The sequence below is a fragment of the Eisenbergiella sp. OF01-20 genome, assembly GCF_003478085.1.
In the GTDB taxonomy this organism is placed as follows: Bacteria; Bacillota; Clostridia; order Lachnospirales; family Lachnospiraceae; genus Eisenbergiella.
Window position 1 is genome coordinate 19,215 of sequence record NZ_QUES01000015.1, and the last position, 14,337, is coordinate 33,551.

The following is a 14,337-nucleotide window of genomic DNA, read 5'->3' on the forward strand; positions in this document are numbered from 1 at the left end:
CTAAAAAACTGCCGTTCCTCTTCCATCCCCTTGTCCCCTTCCCGTCCGAATCCGGGAAAGCCTTGACTTACGGGAAGGTACGCGCTACAGTAAGGATAAAAGCCCGCGGCTTCCAAAAAGCCCTCCCTCTCCGGAAAGGATCCGAATTATGCGAACAAACTTCAGCGATCTGGATATCCGTTTTACCATCGGTGACACCCGGTTCCAGGCCCTCAATATTATCTATGAAAAATTCCTGCGCACCGTTCCCAGCCACAGCCACGGCAGCGGGAGCTATGAAATCCATTATGTCCCCAAAGGTTATGGCCGCGCCCGAATCAACGGCCGGTTTTATGATATCCAGCCCGGCACTCTTTATGTCACCGGCCCCCATGTGGAGCATGCCCAAACGCCCCATCTGGAGGATCCCATGTGTGAATTCTGTATTTATCTGAAAGCGGAAAAAAAACGCCGTTCCCAGCCCCTGTCCGGCGCGGAGGCGGACAGCGCCGGGCAGATCCTCTCCCTCCTGGAGAGGACCCCGTTCTGGTTCGGCCAGGATACCCGGAATGTATCCCCTTTGGTGGAGGATTTGTTCGCAGAGCTGGAAAACCGCGATACCGGTTACCAGCTCCAGGTGGAATCCCTTCTGCGTCAGCTCCTCATCCGTCTGGTTCGCAATTTTGAAGAGAAAAAAGGATCCGGCGCACCGTCCGGATCCCTGATTACCACCGATAAAACCGCGGTAATTATAGAAGATTATTTCCTTTATGAATACCAGAACCTGTCCCTGGAGGAGCTTGCCGGCAAACTGGGTCTTGGCACCAGGCAGACAGAACGGCTTCTTCAGAAGCATTACGGAAAAACCTTTCTCCAGAAAAAAACGGAGGCCCGCATGTCCGCCGCCGCCATCCTTCTGACGGACAGCAGCCGGAGCATAACCTCTGTGGCCGAAGCCCTCGGTTATTCTTCCATTGAACACTTTTCTTCGGCTTTTAAAAACTATTACCAGATCAGCCCCAGGCAGTACCGGAAGGAAGGCGCCTATCACAGCTTCCCGCTGCCGTAGGCTGTGTCTGAATGATAGCTATTGCCGGTAAGTACATCCTCCCGTAAGATCCGACCGGCTTTTTCCGGTTCCTCAAAAAGGGGGCTATGGGCCGAATGGTAAAAGGTATAAAAGGCTTTAACCGGCGCCTGTATCTGTTCATAATATTGTTTTTGCAGAGAATAGCAGCATGTATAATCATCGATTCCGGCAAGAAAATAAACAGGGATTTCTAATGCCGGTACTTCGAGAAAGGCATTAAAACCAGCTGCATCTGTAACAACAGGGGTGGTCTTGGTAAAGGCTTTTCCGCGCCAGATATTGATACGCTCAAATGGCGTATATACCGGACAGCGCAGACTCGGAAAAAACAGCCCCGTAATTACAGAATTCATGTTGTGCATGGTTCCCACTCCCAGCCGGTGCATTGCGGTATCACGCAGCGGGGAATTGAAATAGCTTTTATAAGCGCTGTCGTCATTTAGAATCGGATAGTTTTCCAACTCACTGACCATTTTTATATTTCCGGATAACCGATACTGCTTCAGCATATAGCTATACGCTAATTTCTCTGATTTTTCCTGGTCGGTAATCTGCGACATTCCAATATAAGCGTGAAAAAGTTCAGGATGCCTTGACGCGGTTACTATGCCGATATAGGTTCCAAAAGAATGTCCCAACAAATAAATTTTATCCTGCCCAAACCTTTCCCGCAGGTAGTTGGCCGCTCCTACAGCATCCTCAATATACTGTTCTGTCGTTATCGTTTCCGGCTGAATACCGGGATGGTAAGAAAGCGAAGTTCCCCGGTATTCCAGATAGCAAACGACAAATTCCTTTTCCATGCCGGAGGGATATTGTGTTTCTAATAAATACGCCGGAATCCCGGGACCGCCTCCGAGAAACAGCAGAACTGGTTTGCTGATGTCTTTTCCCAGGATAAACATACCCAGAGATGTGTTGTTGATATCTACAAGGATCTTTTCTGAAATACTTCCCTCTGCCACATCGCCGTTCTCGTTTCGGAACAGTTTTGGTTTTCCATAACCAGGCGGAAGTATGATACATACGGTAATTCCTATACATACAATAAGCCCAATAAAAATACTCCACATCTTCTTTTTACCCTTTCTATATGGTGCGCCGCGCATCGTAACACCCCTTCCCTATATGGTTTGTATTCTAAAACTGAACTCAAGTTCAGTTTAACCATACCCTAAATCCGGACCGCCGTCAAGATATTCTGAATTAAAGTTCACTTTTTCAGCTATTTATGCTATTCTAAACGCAAGTGTATTTGAAAATTGCCTTCTGCAAGATGTGCGTCACGATTTACGTGGCATACTTCCTGCGGGAATGAATGTTCAAATACTCTCTGCTACTCCAACCGGGGACAGGAGGATTTACATGGGAGCGGAAAGAAAAACACAGCAACGGACGATTGAAAGCCGCAAAAAGCTTTTACATGCCGCCTATAAACTTTTTGTAGAAAAAGGATACTATAACACGAATACAAAGGAAATAACACGTTATGCCGGAATCTCCATCGGCAATTTTTATAACTATTATCAGGATAAGGGAGAAATCTATTGCGCCCTGTTAAGGGAGTATACCGCGGATTCCTGCAGAGCCATGCAAGAATTAACGGACCAGCTTACGGCACTGGAAAGCCGGTCTGCTTATAAGGACTTTCTTTCCTCTTATCTAAGACAACTGCTCAGCCGGGCTGCGGACACTAAAAAATTCTTTGAAGATTCCATCGTCATTGCAAAAGAAAATCCCCGGATACAATCCATACTTTCCGGGACCGAAGAAGATTTGACTGCCATTATGGAAACGTTTTTAAGAAACCGATACCCGGATAAACAAGAAGATTTCCATATCAAGGCAAGAATGGTATACGTAATTACCGACAAAGTAGCCAAAGATATTCTTAAAGTGGATAACAAACAACAAAAGGAAGTTTATATGCAATATTTTATCGAACTGATTCTCCACTTTTCCTTTGATCTATAGATACCCGATTTCGTGAAGAAAGAATTATGTTTATTTTTTTTCATCTAAAAAAGGACGCTCAACAGAAGCATCCTTTTTTAGCAGTAAATGAGGGTTGCAGATGGGGGCTGCATCTTTCAGGCAGCTCTGCACATTTACTGCGCAGAACGTAAGATAACGCAGCGGCAGCAAGCAGCCGGCTCATCGCGGAACGATGTAATCGGCCGACGAAAAGTTCTATTGGAGCCGATGGTTCTATTGTCCGCCCGGCCGCCGCGGGGATCCGATGTCCTGTCACTTTCAGGGGATCCGATTCGTAAACAGCGAATCGTCTACCTCGCATCCTGTAAATAAAATATGGTTTTCTATATTGTGCATCCGTTCTTTTTGCTTCTTATCGGCATCTGCATTGTTGGGGTTTTCACAATCACACCCCAAACTGAACAGCGCGATTTTGCAGGCCGTCATAAACAGCGGGATTTTGGATAACCAGAAATCGTTCATGGGATTCCCCGACAGGTAGCCCTTGAGAAAGCCCGCTATAATCTCGTTTGTAAAATCGCTCCCTGCCTCATTGTTCCGTCCCATCCATAACGCGAGATACAAGGCGTTGCCGATATCGAACGCATACCAGGAATACATGCAGTCATCAAAATCGACAAGATGAATGCGCTCCCCGTCGATCAGAAAATTACCAGGGTGCAAATCATTATGTATCAATCCATAGGAGTCTTTGTCTCTTGGCAGCGCTTCTATTTCGGCAAGTAAATTTTCAGCAATTACATTCACCGAAGGAAAGGATTTTATTTTTTCGCTTATCATACTGCGTATCGGAAACACGGGCCGTTTCTCCATACCCACTGCGGGCGCATAGTCTCTTGTAACACGGTGCATGTCACCCACGGCCTTCCCCCAGTTATAAAATACTTTTTTATTCCACAGCCGGGGATTATTCTTGTCCCAGCAGCGGCCATCCATCCTGCGAAAAGCGGAGATTATCCGGGACACCCCCTTCTCATCTGCCGAGAAGGCAAGTTCTCCTTTTTCCGTTTTCAGAGGGGAGGGCACGTTTACGCCTTTTTGGGACAAATACAGAAGCCAGTCCATCTCTGCTTTTGTCTGGCCGCTGCTGCCGGCAGCGTTTTCCACGATCCGCAGAATGTACGGTCTGTGATCTTTCTCAAACGTATACATTTGCTTGTTTTTCTCACGTCCATAAGTAAGAAACCGGCACGTATCCTTATCAAATCCATAAACGTCAGCGGCCAGCCCCGTTAAATAGTCTGTCATCATCGCATTTTCCTTATTGTGCCGTCATCTGTCCTATATTTCCTGCGGCCCGCCTCTTAATCCGCCGTATCCATCTTTCCATAATTGCCGGAAGCCTTTACCAAAGCTTCTCTGAAAGCAGAGGCAGCGGTTCCAGGAAGCGTTCCAGCATACCTTCCTCCGTAATACCTACGTCCAGGCTGCCTATCGTATCGTTCCACAGGCAGTAGACGGCCCCTGCCATTCGGGGCGAATAGGCCGGCAGCACCTCCGCCCGGGCGCCTGTGCTGAACCGGTTGGGTTCCCACTGCTGCAGCGCCTGTGTATCCAACCGGTCATAGCCGCCTCCCGGAATGATATAAAGGTTGCTGTTCAGGGAATTGATAATAGAAAAGCCGGCTTCATACATATCCTCCGGATCCGCCCATTCGGTGCTCCAGATCTGCATCTGCACCTTATCGGAAACCACCTTTGTTTTTCCGTCCGCACGGCTCAGGCTTCCCCAGAGACGCACCGAACGCCCGCTCTCCTGTACCATGGCAATCATTTCATTGGCAAACTTCCGCAAATCCTCTCCGCTTCCGTAATACTCATCCAGTCCGATATGCACTACCCCTTCTTCGGGGAAAACAGGATCCTCCCCTTCCAGATATTCCTTCCAGATAGTCTGTACCAGTTCCAGCGTTCCCTTTTTACTCAGATCCAGGTGATCCACGTTATCAGGTTCATCCGCCAGCGCATATTCCGGAAATACCCGTGTAATGGAAAGGCTGTGGGCCGGCGTATCGATTTCCGGAATCACCTGTACTCCTTTTCCCTGTGCCCACCTGGTAAACGCCTTCCATTCTTCCTTAGTCAGCGCCCCGTCCAGCGAAGTAATCCCTTCCCCCTTTTTATTCCTGGTATCCGATTCCAGCCGGAAGCCGGCATAAGCGGTGAAGGCATTTGCTATCGTGTCATTTTTCCCGCTGGTAGCCAGGATTTCGTTATCATTCAGATGAATCCCCAGGTTATTCATCTTGTTATCACTCATATACAGCACGATCTGCTTCAGAGTATCCATGGATACCATCCTTCTGCCGATATCAATGGCAAAGCCGCGCACCGCATAGCGCGGATAGTCCCGGATCACCCCGCAGGGTATTCCCTGTGCCCCTTCTTGGACCTTTAGCAACAGCTGCTTCAGCGTCCCGGTTCCCCATAGCAGCCCCTGCTCTTTTTCCGCCTTCAGCCGAATGCTTTCCCTGCTGATATCACACCAGTAGCCTTCCTCCCTAAGCCCCATGGAGCTGTCGGCAAAACCCAGGTAAATATCCCCTTTTTCCAGGGCATCCTCCGTTCCCGAAACCACCGGTAACTCACCGCCTGCCAGAGAGTTCCAAATGTCTTTCCATTCTTCCGCCGCTTCCGTCAGTTCCTCTTCCCTGCCGCTCTGCAGAACCAGACGGCCGGAATTTTCTACTGTAAAAAAGCCTTTTTTCCCTTTCCACTCCGTAAGGGCTGGGGTAATCTCCGGCCGGGAATTCACCTCTTTGTCCGCAGGCACGGCTTCTGCTCCGGCTGAGGCGGCCTGTTCCTCTTCCTCTCCGGCCGGCTCCGTCTGTTCTTTTTCCGCTCCCGCCGGATGCGTCTGTTCTTCTTCCTCTCCCGCCGGATGCGTCTGTTCTTCTTCCTCTCCCGCCGGATGCGTCTGTTCTTCTTCCTCTCCCGCCGGATGCGTCTGTTCTTCTTCCTCTCCCGCCGGATGCGTCTGTTCTTCTTCCCGGTCCGCAGCCGGAGGAACCGTCACCGTATATGCCGGAGAATCCTCATACAGCCCCTCCCGGGATACCCGGTATCCCACTGTCACATTTTTTTCTTCCACAGTCGGATAGACCGTTCCGTCGTCGCCTATAATTTCCTCATAATCCGCTCCCAGAAGCGCAATCTCATACCCCTCCGGTACCCGGGGAAGCGGAAGGAAACGCCTCCCGTCCTCCATCACTTCTATTTCCGGGATCTCCAGCGCGTAAACCAGGGGCACTTCTTCATACAGCTCCATTTCCAGCAGCGAAACGTTCTGGTAATAAAGATACTGATTTTCCTCCGTCGTGGAAACAGCGGTGGTCCGGATCCGGAAAAAACGTCCGCTTACCCCGTTTTCCAGAACAACACTCTGGACATTCGCTTCCGGTACCCCTTCCCACGCGCCTGTCTCTATCCAGTTTTCCCCATCCCGGGAAGCCTCCAGCACAAACCCCTGCACATTCAGCCGTTCCCAGGAAAGCCTGACAAAAGTGACGGTTCTCTCCTCCGGGAACTCCACCATCAGCCAATGCTCCGGCTGTCCCGGTTCATTGGCACTGGACCAGCGGCTCGCGCCGTCTTCCTTCCCATCTGCCGCCAGGGACGGAGCAAAGCTTTCCTTTTCCACACTGTCTGCCGTCACCCGGACCCCGGACAGCCGGGCGAGATTTTCCCGGTAAAATCCATGGGTTTCCCCCGTTCCTTCTTCCGCTTTTGTCAGGTCATCCCCCCGCAGTCCAAAGGCCGCCAGCAGAAAGAGGAATACCAGCAAAACACCTGTGCCTACCTTAAAAAATCGTTTCATACAAATTCCTTTTTATCATTCATTTTCTATTATTTTTTAATGCTTGAAGCCGAAAAAAAGGCTTAAATCATCTCATAGCTTCTTATTAGGAAGCCGGCAAAGCCGCATAAAATAAGCTTTGTGCAGAAATCATTTGTATCAGCACAATATAAATAGGTATTGGCACATTTGCTGGTAGTCTATCTAATTCATAATAACCAGTTGACTTCATATCACATACATCAAAAAGATTTGCTTTAAGGGATTGGCCAAAATACATCCCTGTCACTTTTTCAATTATCATAGCAAGTAATACAAAACCTGAGTTATTCTATTGAAATTATTCGCCCTTGGGATACATCATTGGCTTGTTAATGAATAACGGCAGCAAATCGCTGTTGTGCCTTATTTTAAAATTAGGATAATCTGCCCATAATTCTTCATATTCATTCAGAACAGATTGATCAAAATAATCAGGAACTCCCGAAGTATGATTCAATAATTGTTCTACTGTTACATCAATGCTATGTAAATCAATAGCAAGAAGTTTTCCTAAAGTATCATCAATTTATATTCTTCCTCATTCGCCAAATCCGCAAACCCAGTTGAACTTTCACATAGTACCTTATCATCTTGAACGCTATATACATTTCCTTTAAAATTAACGTCTATCATCTCTTTGATATTCATACTTTACCTCTGTAAATTCAAATTTGTTCTTTATTTCCATGTAGATGGATACTCCAAATGATAGGGTAATTTTGTATTACGATTTCCTTTTGCAGAATTAACTTGTCCTTGCGTCAAAAATACAGCTTCACTTAAATCCGCATCTTTAAAGTTAGTATCTCTTGTGTCAGCTCCCAAAAAAATTGTTCCATTAAATACGCTCTTTTCAAAATTTGTGGCTATTAAAAGTTTTGTGCTTAAGTCTGCTCCACTCATGTCCTGCCCTTTGAAATTGCTTCCAAGAAAATTGGCAGGAATTTTTTTATATTCACTGTGAATACTTTGCTGAAGCAACTTACACACGTGTTTTAAAATATAATTCGATCTGAGTCTGTATTGCTCTAAATCTAAAGATAAGATACTATTAGGGCAACAATGGCACATTTTTATATTTTCCTCAATCAAAGAATGAATGGATTTTTCTAATGGTTGTGCTGAAATAAGCGACGTTGCTTCTATCAAATAATATCTAATTTGATAAAGCTGAAATATAATTATAAAAACATCAAAAATTTCTGTTGATTGGTTTGGTATATCATTCCAAGTCTGACCTTGATAAATAACTTGCGTCACCTGTTGTCCGGCACCGAAGCAGTCATAACCAATGCAACCTTTCATTTTCTGCTTTTCAAGTTGCGAATGTATTTTACATCGGTAATCTTTTAATAAATTTGTGCATGGTTGCCCTGATACTTTATCTTTTGGAAACCCATCAATTTTTGAAAAAAACAGAGCAGTACAACACAATCCTGAACATTTTGAACAATCCGACTTCATATATTCCCATATTTTATCATTTCTTTCATGTATCATCATCTATTTTTTGCCCCTGCAACTTCCTATTTGTCGAGTACACATTATCCGCCAAATGCGAATATTCTTGTTTGTTATACTCTAATTTTTAATGTCGAATCTGTCAAGTTGTTTCATCTATTCTTATATCGTACCTCAAGTTTTTATGAAATCAGGGCGGGATTTGAGTTAGATCATGACCCACAAACATTTCACACTACAAGCTGAAAAGAGTAGTGAAATGCCCTATTCATCAGACTTTCCAGCTTCGTTGTCTTTACATGAAACCTATCGTACAAACGAAAACCGACACTATTTTTTATAGCATCCGCGACCGGTCAGAACTCCACGCCCTTCCGCGCCGGAATCCCTTTCTCGAACGGATGTCTTATGCACTTCATTTCCGTAATATAATCGGCTGCGTCCGCAAGAAAATCCGCCGCATCCCGGCCTGTGCAGACAATCTCCAGCCCTTCCGGCTTTTCTTTCAGAAAAGCTTTAAGCTTATCCACATCCAGCAGTTTCCAATTTACCGGATAAGTGACTTCATCCATAATAAGAAGCTCAACTTCCCCTGCATATGCCAGGCTCACCGCTTCGTCCAGCAGACGGTTATGGATTCCGGCAAGCGCATCTTTATCCTCCTGTGTCATGGAGGAATAAAAACCATAATCCTTTTCACTGCGCAGAATTCGTATTTCAGGTATGTGGGAAAGGCTGTGCAGCTCCCCGGTATCCCGTCCCTTCATAAACTGCAGGATTAGCACCTTTTTCCCCGCACCCGCCGCGCGCAGGGCCAGCCCCATGGCGGCTGTGGTTTTTCCTTTTCCTTCTCCCGTATATAAATGTAGTAAGCCTTTATTCATTTTTTTCCCGCCTTTCTTCCTGTGCTGCTGCATTTCTGTGAAAAATCCGCTGATACCCATAAGGCAGAGCCATACCCGATATATCCGGCCAAAGCGCTTCCCTGCGGCGATACTTTTCTTCCTCCGCCCGTCTGTTGGGACAGTCCGTACGGGGGCAGGACACACAGATACCGGCACAGGCCTCTCCTTCCTTCCGGGTGAGGACCGCCTGGTAAGCCACGCTCTTTTTCGGAGTCAGCACATAATATCTGTTATAACGGACCTCTTCCTGCCCGATGCTCCCGAAGATTTCCTCCATGGCTTCCAGGGGCAGTTCGCCTCCGGGAAAGAGCATTTTCTTTACCCGCCATCCGTATTTTTCCCGTATTTTTCCGTTCATATCCTCATAGGCCTTCAGCAGCAGCTCCGAACAGATACATTCCGCCATAAAGCTTTCCGTAAGCATCCCCCGGAGGGCGTACTCCTCCTGAAGGCGATCCGGCCAGCTTCCCAGGCTCACAATCACCGGCAAGCTTCTTTCCTCTCCTTCTTCCGCCGTTACCGATCCTTTTTTTACGGCATCCTGGCACCGCATCCCTCCGGCTGCAAACGCATACATTCCTGCCGGCGCCGCCTGTTCCATAATCTTTTCGTAAACCTGGGAAAACAGCAGAAAGTCGGCATCCTCATAGTGATACCGACTCAATGCTGTTTTTAATTCTTCCTTTGATAAGCTTATATGCAGCTGTATTTTATTCATCTTGCGTCTTTCTCGTTTACGCAGTCAATCCCCTTTACCCGCAGGGCACGCATTGCATTCAGGATAGCAAGGACCGCCACTCCCACATCGGCAAATACGGCCAGCCACATATTGGCGATTCCGACAGCGGCTAAAATCAATACCAGAATCTTTACTCCCAGGGCAAAGACAATATTCTGTTTCACAATGCCCAGCGTCTTTCTGGATATTTTCATGGCTGCGGCGATTTTGGAAGGCTCATCGGTCATAATAACCACGTCTGCCGCTTCGATAGCCGCGTCGCTTCCCAGCCCTCCCATGGCGATTCCGATATCCGCCCTGGCAAGAACGGGCGCATCATTGATGCCGTCTCCCACAAAGACAAGCTTACCCTTAGGTGACTTGGATCCGATGATTTTTTCCACCTCATCCACCTTATCTCCGGGCAGGAGCTCGGAGTGCACCTCCGTCAGACCGATTTGGGAAGCCACATAATCCGCTGTTTCCCTGCGGTCTCCGGTAAGCATGATAACCCGTTTTACACCCTCTGCCTTCAGCCCGCTGATGCATGCGGCGGCGTCTTCCTTGATTTCATCCGCAATCAGTATATATCCCAGATACTGGTTATTTCTGGCTACATGCACAATTGTACCAATCTGAGCCGCATTGGTAAAGCTTATTTTCTGCTGCTGCATTAATTTTTCATTTCCTGCATAGATATCGTCCCCGTCAATCACCGCATGGACACCGTGGCCGGCCAGTTCTTCGGTACTTTCCAGCCTGCTTTTATCCAGCTCTCTGCCGTATGCCTTCTGTATGGATAGGGAAATGGGATGGTTGGAATAGCTTTCCGCATAAGCGGTAATTTCCAGCAGTTTATCCCGGGTAATTACTTCCGATAAAACATTCTGCTTGTTTTCCTCCATGGCCGGTTTGACTTCCTTCACCTTAAAGGTTCCTTTCGTCAGCGTGCCGGTCTTATCCATAACAACAATTTCCGTTTCTGCAAGAGCCTCCAGATAATTGCTTCCTTTTACCAGCACCCCCGCCTTGCTGGCCCCGCCCAGGCCGCCGAAAAAGCTTAACGGCACGCTGATCACCACAGCGCAGGGACAGGACACCACAAGGAAGGTCAGGCCTCTGTAAATCCAGTCGGACCAGCCGCCCAGGAACAGGGGCGGAATAACAGCCAGCGCCGCCGCGCAGAGCACGACGATAGGGGTATAGTATCTGGCAAATTTTGTGATAAAGTTCTCCGCTTCCGCTTTTTTGCTGCTGGCATTTTCCACCAGATCCAGGATTTTGGAAACTGTGGATTCCCCGAAAGGTTTGGTGACCTCCACTTCCAGGACACCCGTAAGGTTGATACAGCCGCTGATTACCTCTTCCCCGCAGAGTACCTCCCTGGGCACGCTTTCCCCGGTCAGCGCCATGGTATCCAGACTGGAATTTCCTTTTATAATAACCCCGTCAAGGGGGATTCTCTCTCCCGGCTTCACAACGATGAGTTCTCCCACCGCCACTTCATCCGGATCCACCTCTTCTTCCGCACCATTCCTGCGCACATTGGCAAAATCAGGCCGGATATCCATCAGCTCCGTGATATTTTTTCGGGAACGGTTTACCGCATAGGTCTGGAACAACTCTCCCACCTGGTAAAAAAGCATAACCACCACCGCTTCGGGATAATCCCCCACAAAAAAGGCACCTACCGTGGCAATTGTCATCAGGAAATTTTCATCAAATACCTGCCCCTTCCCGATGTTGCCAACCGCCCTCTTTACCACATCTCCGCCGATTATCACATAGGAAACCAGAAATGCGGCAAGCAATACATACCAGGGCAGCCCCGGCACCAATTTTTCAAGTAATACGGCTGCCGCAAAAAAAGCGGCGCCGATAAGAATTCGCTGCATTCTTTTCTTAATTTTCCTTGTCATTTTGATTCCTCCTCCTGTATATGATCAAGTCCCTGGCTCAGAATGGTAGTAATATGTCCGTCGGCAAGGGAATAAAAAATGGTTTTCCCTTCTCTCCTGCTCTTCACCAAATCCATCTGTTTCAAAACGCGCAGCTGATGGGAAATTGCCGATTGTGTCATGTTCAGTATCTGCGCCAGATCACAGACGCACATTTCCGAACAAAGCAGCACATACAGCATCTTAATCCTTGTAGTATCTCCGAAAATCTTAAAAAAATCGGCCAGATCATCCAGGTCATCCTCTGCCGGCATCCTGGCGTTTACCTTTTCCACAATATCCTCATGCACGTGAATATATTCACAGCTTTCGGCGTGTTCATGGGTTCTCTTCATAAAATAAAACCTCCATTTTTATATAATCGTTCAGGCAAGTCTGAACGATTACGTCTCCTTTCCGCAGACTTGGATAGGCAGTGCCTGCGTCGGCGGGAATTGACCGTTACCTTTATTTACATTTAAACATATGAACAATCATTCATATGTTTAATGCTATTATATGCAGACACACAAAAAAAAGCAAGTACTTTTTCTATTTTTATTAAATTCTGTCTGCACATGGCGGCAGTCGCCAAACGGATACACTCTGCCTTCCGCTGTCTGCGGCAAAAAAAGAATGACCGCCCCAAGCACAAGGGCGGCCATCTTTATGAAGGGTATAATCAACCAAAAATTGGAAGAAAGCAATAAAAAGATACCGGCAAGGACTACTCCTCACCCACTTCTATCTCCAGAAATTCAGGGGAATCAAAAAAATCTTTCAGCGAAATACTAAGCCCGCCGCATAATTTGCAGATCGTAAAAATTCCCGGATTCTGTGTGGAACCATCAATAATATGCATCAGTGTCGTCATAGGAACTGCAGAACGGTAGGATAAAGTATAATAAGATATATCCTTTTTCTTACAAAGGGCCTTAATACGGTTCGCTAACTTTTCCTGCTCTGACATAGCCGGCCTCCTCTGCTTATAAATACATTTTATCTCATTTTTTTCCAAAATTGCACCCATATATGGTAGTAATTTTGTTAATTTATGTATTTATTCCCGAACAAGGCCGTAAAGTTACTTTATTTCGTGTACTTTTTTATATTGCTTCCCACCCGTACTGCGCCAGTATTTTCCTCGGAAATTCCACACGTACGGTCATTTTGGGATCCACAATCTGGCATATGCTCATGTCTGCGGCAAGGGACATGAGCATTCCGGATTTCAGCTCACTGATTCCGGCGGCTTCCCTCACAAACGCCTCCATGCGCAAAACGGCTTTTCTGCCTGCTTCATCCGTCGTGGGGGCGGACTGGATGGTCATTACTTTATCTGCCGTCAGCAAAAAGGGAACGGGCAGGCGGCAGTTCTTCAGGACATGCACCCGGACCGTCACTTCCCCGGCTGTCTCAAGGCCGCAGATAAACACCTCCCCGTCCCCCATCAGCGCATGAAGATCGCCAAGGGACAGAAGTGCCCCCTGCACCGCTACCGGCAGATAAAGCGCCGTACCTTCCCCTATTTTCCGGCAGTCCATATTGCCGCCGTGGCCGCCGGGTGTTGCCGTGTCGATCCCTTCTCCGCCTGGAGCGGTGCCAATCACGCCTATCATGGGACAGCAGTCCAGTGTCAGTTTTTCATCAAACCGTATTTGATCGCCGTTGATAGCAAAGATTGCTGCTTTCGGCTCCGGGAACCTGCCGGCAAAGGCACCATAGGAAAAGGAGGAGCACATGGCTCCCCAGCTGCGCAGGTTTATTGTAAGAATCTCCACCTTCAGGATATCCCCCGGAAGGGCGCCGCGGATATACAAAGGTCCGGTCGCCGGATTTTCCAGGGTATCCCTGCGGTCTCCCAGAGGTCTCTCTTCACAGGTGACGCTGTCATCATAGCAGTCCCTGGTCTGGAAAACCACCGTGTCCCCGCTGTCGCAGACGGCGGCGGGGGCAATTTCCTTATCGAGTCTGTCATGCACATGTTCTCTGCTGATGTACAGCATGGCTGTCCCTATTCCTTTCCGGCCGGTTCCGTTTTCTCTGCGGTTTCCGCATCTTCCCCTGCAAGCCCGGTCCCTTTCAGGATTCCCCATATATAAGGTGCGCCGAACATACTCAGCTTTTTGGGTCCGCGGATAGGCTCCCCCGCCTTCTGCGCTTCCCGTATTTTCCTGTATGCCCGCAGCACCGTAGCCTGGGTAATGGATTTTTCCTTCCTGTCACAAAAAAGCTCCCTGCCCTTTACCCGGTAGGTAAAGGGCAGCTTTTTGCTGGTATAAAAAGTACTGCCGGCATAAAGCTCCACCACATTCCACAGGGCTGTCCCCAGAGCTTCCTCCGAGCGGCATTCCCTGACCGCTTTGATTGCCGCTTCACGTTCTGTTGCGTTCATTTCTTCCATATGTAACCTG

At 47.8% G+C, this 14,337-nt stretch carries 15 protein-coding genes; 2 read left to right on the top strand and 13 right to left on the bottom strand.

Annotated features, from left to right (window positions below; translation table 11 throughout):
* Nucleotides 1-148: 148 nt before the first annotated feature.
* Nucleotides 149-1,048, top strand: coding sequence for an AraC family transcriptional regulator (locus DXA36_RS17420; protein ID WP_118680761.1), 900 nt, complete (start codon nt 149-151; stop codon nt 1,046-1,048).
* Here the strand turns inward: DXA36_RS17420 and DXA36_RS17425 are convergent.
* Nucleotides 1,027-2,142, bottom strand: coding sequence for an alpha/beta hydrolase (locus tag DXA36_RS17425; RefSeq protein ID WP_118680762.1), 1,116 nt, complete (start codon nt 2,140-2,142; stop codon nt 1,027-1,029). The two genes, DXA36_RS17420 and DXA36_RS17425, sit on opposite strands and share 22 nt — an antisense overlap.
* A gap of 292 nt (nt 2,143-2,434) precedes the next feature.
* Between DXA36_RS17425 and DXA36_RS17430 the strand changes: the two genes are divergently transcribed.
* Nucleotides 2,435-3,043, top strand: coding sequence for a TetR/AcrR family transcriptional regulator (locus DXA36_RS17430; RefSeq protein WP_182479130.1), 609 nt, complete (start codon nt 2,435-2,437; stop codon nt 3,041-3,043).
* A 279-nt stretch (nt 3,044-3,322) separates the two neighbouring features.
* Here the strand turns inward: DXA36_RS17430 and DXA36_RS17435 are convergent, their stop codons facing one another.
* From DXA36_RS17435 to DXA36_RS17485, 12 genes are all read right to left on the bottom strand, one after another.
* The gene (locus tag DXA36_RS17435; protein WP_118680764.1) at nt 3,323-4,315 is read right to left on the bottom strand and encodes a phosphotransferase enzyme family protein; all 993 of its coding nucleotides are present in this window, start codon (nt 4,313-4,315) and stop codon (nt 3,323-3,325) included.
* A 94-nt stretch (nt 4,316-4,409) separates the two neighbouring features.
* Nucleotides 4,410-6,881: a family 20 glycosylhydrolase gene (locus tag DXA36_RS17440; RefSeq protein WP_118680765.1), complete on the bottom strand. Its 2,472-nt coding sequence runs from the start codon at nt 6,879-6,881 to the stop codon at nt 4,410-4,412.
* Nucleotides 6,882-6,966: 85 nt separating this feature from the next.
* The gene (locus tag DXA36_RS34045; RefSeq protein ID WP_330425053.1) at nt 6,967-7,164 is read right to left on the bottom strand and encodes a hypothetical protein; all 198 of its coding nucleotides are present in this window, start codon (nt 7,162-7,164) and stop codon (nt 6,967-6,969) included.
* A gap of 248 nt (nt 7,165-7,412) precedes the next feature.
* Nucleotides 7,413-7,550, bottom strand: coding sequence for a hypothetical protein (locus tag DXA36_RS33005; RefSeq protein WP_182479131.1), 138 nt, complete (start codon nt 7,548-7,550; stop codon nt 7,413-7,415).
* A gap of 30 nt (nt 7,551-7,580) precedes the next feature.
* Nucleotides 7,581-8,405 (bottom strand): pentapeptide repeat-containing protein, encoded by an 825-nt coding sequence (locus DXA36_RS17450; RefSeq protein ID WP_118680766.1) that lies wholly within the window; start codon nt 8,403-8,405, stop codon nt 7,581-7,583.
* 314 nt (nt 8,406-8,719) lie between these two features.
* A complete protein-coding gene (locus DXA36_RS17455) occupies nt 8,720-9,247 on the bottom strand; it encodes a cob(I)yrinic acid a,c-diamide adenosyltransferase (protein ID WP_118680854.1) in 528 nt (175 codons plus the stop codon).
* Nucleotides 9,240-9,986, bottom strand: coding sequence for a hypothetical protein (locus DXA36_RS17460; RefSeq protein WP_118680767.1), 747 nt, complete (start codon nt 9,984-9,986; stop codon nt 9,240-9,242). The genes DXA36_RS17455 and DXA36_RS17460 overlap by 8 nt, the downstream gene beginning before the upstream one ends.
* Entirely contained in the window at nt 9,983-11,905 is a 1,923-nt protein-coding gene (locus DXA36_RS17465) for a heavy metal translocating P-type ATPase (protein ID WP_182479132.1), read from the bottom strand. The genes DXA36_RS17460 and DXA36_RS17465 overlap by 4 nt, the downstream gene beginning before the upstream one ends.
* Nucleotides 11,902-12,279 carry an ArsR/SmtB family transcription factor gene (locus tag DXA36_RS17470; protein WP_118680768.1) on the bottom strand — a complete coding sequence of 126 codons (378 nt, stop codon included), beginning with the start codon at nt 12,277-12,279 and terminating at the stop codon, nt 11,902-11,904. The genes DXA36_RS17465 and DXA36_RS17470 overlap by 4 nt, the downstream gene beginning before the upstream one ends.
* 371 nt (nt 12,280-12,650) lie before the next feature.
* Nucleotides 12,651-12,893, bottom strand: a complete 243-nt coding sequence (locus tag DXA36_RS17475; protein WP_118680769.1) for a helix-turn-helix domain-containing protein — start codon at nt 12,891-12,893, stop codon at nt 12,651-12,653.
* Between the two features lie 136 nt (nt 12,894-13,029).
* Nucleotides 13,030-13,929, bottom strand: a complete 900-nt coding sequence (locus DXA36_RS17480) for an acetamidase/formamidase family protein (protein ID WP_118680770.1) — start codon at nt 13,927-13,929, stop codon at nt 13,030-13,032.
* Nucleotides 13,930-13,937: 8 nt separating this feature from the next.
* Entirely contained in the window at nt 13,938-14,327 is a 390-nt protein-coding gene (locus tag DXA36_RS17485) for a hypothetical protein (RefSeq protein WP_243114678.1), read from the bottom strand.
* Between the last annotated feature and the right edge of the window lie 10 nt (nt 14,328-14,337).

Coding starts and splice junctions, on each gene's coding strand:
- DXA36_RS17420 (WP_118680761.1), top strand. CDS start 149: ATGCGAACAAACTTCAGCGATCTGGATATCCGTTTTACCATCGGTGAC.
- DXA36_RS17425 (WP_118680762.1), bottom strand. CDS start 2,142: ATGTGGAGTATTTTTATTGGGCTTATTGTATGTATAGGAATTACCGTA.
- DXA36_RS17430 (WP_182479130.1), top strand. CDS start 2,435: ATGGGAGCGGAAAGAAAAACACAGCAACGGACGATTGAAAGCCGCAAA.
- DXA36_RS17435 (WP_118680764.1), bottom strand. CDS start 4,315: ATGATGACAGACTATTTAACGGGGCTGGCCGCTGACGTTTATGGATTT.
- DXA36_RS17440 (WP_118680765.1), bottom strand. CDS start 6,881: ATGAAACGATTTTTTAAGGTAGGCACAGGTGTTTTGCTGGTATTCCTC.
- DXA36_RS34045 (WP_330425053.1), bottom strand. CDS start 7,164: ATGATAATTGAAAAAGTGACAGGGATGTATTTTGGCCAATCCCTTAAA.
- DXA36_RS33005 (WP_182479131.1), bottom strand. CDS start 7,550: ATGAATATCAAAGAGATGATAGACGTTAATTTTAAAGGAAATGTATAT.
- DXA36_RS17450 (WP_118680766.1), bottom strand. CDS start 8,405: ATGATGATACATGAAAGAAATGATAAAATATGGGAATATATGAAGTCG.
- DXA36_RS17455 (WP_118680854.1), bottom strand. CDS start 9,247: ATGAATAAAGGCTTACTACATTTATATACGGGAGAAGGAAAAGGAAAA.
- DXA36_RS17460 (WP_118680767.1), bottom strand. CDS start 9,986: ATGAATAAAATACAGCTGCATATAAGCTTATCAAAGGAAGAATTAAAA.
- DXA36_RS17465 (WP_182479132.1), bottom strand. CDS start 11,905: ATGACAAGGAAAATTAAGAAAAGAATGCAGCGAATTCTTATCGGCGCC.
- DXA36_RS17470 (WP_118680768.1), bottom strand. CDS start 12,279: ATGAAGAGAACCCATGAACACGCCGAAAGCTGTGAATATATTCACGTG.
- DXA36_RS17475 (WP_118680769.1), bottom strand. CDS start 12,893: ATGTCAGAGCAGGAAAAGTTAGCGAACCGTATTAAGGCCCTTTGTAAG.
- DXA36_RS17480 (WP_118680770.1), bottom strand. CDS start 13,929: ATGCTGTACATCAGCAGAGAACATGTGCATGACAGACTCGATAAGGAA.
- DXA36_RS17485 (WP_243114678.1), bottom strand. CDS start 14,327: ATGGAAGAAATGAACGCAACAGAACGTGAAGCGGCAATCAAAGCGGTC.